The 2673-nt window shown below is 64.0% G+C and carries 1 protein-coding gene; it reads right to left on the bottom strand.

Annotated features, from left to right (window positions below; genetic code table 11):
- The coding region (locus tag HZF10_RS17770; protein WP_503328425.1) for an FIDD domain-containing protein at nt 1-2669 on the bottom strand (2669 nt) is incomplete at its 3' end.
- Nucleotides 2670-2673 lie beyond the last annotated feature (4 nt).

Raw genomic sequence — 2673 nt, 5'->3', positions numbered from 1 at the left:
AGGTCGAACTCGGCGATGCCGTCGGTAAGGTCACCGAAGTCGTCGCACTGGGCCGCGAAGGCATAGGCCGCCGCGGTCGCGCCCGGCTTGACGATGAGATCGAAGGTCTGGCTGGCCGTACAGCCCGTGGCCGTATTGGTAACGTCCACCGTGATGGTCTGCGGGTTGGTCTGGTTGGTATAGTCAAGGGCGTCAGCGGCCGATATCGGGCCGCCCGCATCAGAGAATACGAAAGTGAAGCCCGAGGTGTCCTGGCCCGGCATCATCTCGGCGATGATGTCGTTCAGGTCGAAGGACATCTGGCCCGTGCCCGCCGGCACCTCACAGCCCGTAAGGAACTTGCCCGGGGCAAGGTCAGGCTGCTGGTCCACCTGCAGGGTGATGGCCACCACCGTATGGCAGTAGGCGCCCGTATCGTCAGGAAGCGTATGCTGCTCCACGCGGATGTAGATCGTGCCGCCCGACGAGACGTAGGCCGCCACGTCAGAGGCAGGGATCGCCGCCGTGCCCGACTCGGCGTCGGCAAGGCTGGTATGGTAGGTGAAGGCCATGCCCATGTCACCGTTGGCAAGCTCGTCCTCGAACTGCGTCAAATCGAAGGTAGCCGTATCCGATCCGTTCTCCTCGCACATGACCAGCACGTCATCCTGCAGCTGCTGCGGATGAGGCAGCGGAAGCACGCGGATGGTGGCCATCGTGTACGACTTACAGCCCGTGGCAAGATCCTCCACCATCACCCCGAGGTCATCCACGGGGCCCTGGTTGGTATAATGGGCAGGGTCCATGATCTCGTCGGTGTCCGTAAGGGCATCGGCATAGCTGTGGTAGTAATGCACCTGGTAGCCCGAGGTGATGCCCGGCACCGGAACCTCCACCGGAAGGTCCCACTCGATGAGCTGGTTGCCGTCGGCGTCCGCGCACTGCGTGAACAACCCGAGGGTGGCCGGCAAATTGAACGGCACGTTGACCTTGATGAAGAACGAGTCCTCATCGTGGCAGCCGCCGGTCACGTCCACGCGGTACCAGATCTGCTGGGTGAAGGCCGTCTGGTTGGTGTAATTGGTGATGTTGCCTATAGGGCTGATGCCCTGGGCCGCGTCCGAGGCGCTCTCGAAATAGCGTATCTGGTAAGGGGCCGGACCCGTCTGCAGGGCTATGATGGCCGCCTCCTGTTCGGTGAGGTTGAACTGCGTAAAGCCGTCCTGGTCATCGTCGCACTCCACAAGGTCGGAAAGCTCCGCGGCGATCGCGCCCGGGATCACCGTAAGGGTCACCGGCCACACGCTGCGGCAGTTGCCCGGCGTCTCGGGGTTGTTCGCACCCACGTAGAGCGTCTGGGCCCATTGGGTCACGTTCACGTAAGGTATAGTCTGGTCGATAGGCAGGTTGCCCGCGACGGCGTCCTGCTCGGTCAGGTAGAAGTTGATCACCATCTGGGTGGCCGGAACCCCCATCTGCATCGCATCGGCTATGTCTTCAAGATTGAACGGGGCGAACCCGTCGTTGTTGTCGTCGCACGAGAACAGCAGCGCGTCATCCGGGGCAAGAAGGTGCGGCACCGGTTTCGGGTCCACCACGATGTCCATGCCCGTGAGGTGGCTGCAGCCGCCCTGGCTCACCACGATCCAGATGTATTGGGAGCCCGGCACCGTGTTGGTGTAAGGGCTGCCAAGCGGGGCGTTGCCCGAGAGCGCGTCCGACTCGCTCGCATAGAAGGCGGCCGTCTGGCCCGCCACGAGGAAGCCCGAGACATAGCCCGCGATATCGAAGGACATGAACTGGTCGAAGTCGTCATCGCAAAGGCGGTAAGGCGGGATGTCGGCAACGCCCGGCAGGGCCAGTACCACAAGCGGTACGGTCACCTGGTCGCGGCAGCCGCTGGCCGTATGGGTCACCACCGCGATGATGTCCGCCGTGGCGCTCTGGTAGGCCGCCCACCCGTTGAACGGGATAGGGTTGGCCGGCACGTCGGCAGCCGTGGCGTAGTACGTCACCGTATGCGTAGTACCGTCAAGCCCGCCCAGGATCTCGTCCAGAAGGGCCTGGTCGGCTAGGTTGAAATACGCAAGGCCGTCGTTGTCCTCCCCGTCACACTGCTCCACAGGCTGCACGTCGTCGTTGGCAACCGGGCGCGGCACCACGATGAGCTGCAGCGGGGCCACGCTCGGGCAGGTACTGCCCGGAGCCGTCACGCTCACGTAGATCGTCTGGTTGCACGGCACGTTGTTCGGGTAGGCCGTCGGGACGGCTATGAAGTTCTGGGTCTGCTGTTCGGCATCCTCAGGCGTCAGGTAATAATGGAACTCCACCCCGGCAGGGATGCTGGCCGAGTCCCAGATGTCGGCCGCGGCCTGGGTCAAATCGAAGACCCCGAAGCAGTCGTTGTTGTCGTCGCACACCGAGAGCGCGTCCGGCGTGGTGTCTATGGCAGGGCCCGTGGCCCCGATGAGCTCGAGTGGCGCAAGGGCGAAGCAGTCCGCGTTCTCAAGGCGTACCCAGATCGTGCCGCCCGCACTGTGGTAAGGGCTAGGTAGCGGGGACTGGGGTACGGCAGCGTCGGCCTGGCTCGCGTAGAAGCCTACGGTGACGCCCGGTTCCTGGGTGATCACCGGGATGTGCCCGGCAAGGTCGAAGTCGGCAAGGCCGTCGGCCCCGATGCAGCTGGTCATCGAC

Origin of the sequence: Flavobacterium agri (assembly GCF_013401995.1) — a bacterium.
Classification (GTDB): domain Bacteria; phylum Bacteroidota; class Bacteroidia; order Flavobacteriales; family Flavobacteriaceae; genus Flavobacterium; species Flavobacterium agri.
This window is presented reverse-complemented; position numbering and strand designations above follow the sequence as displayed.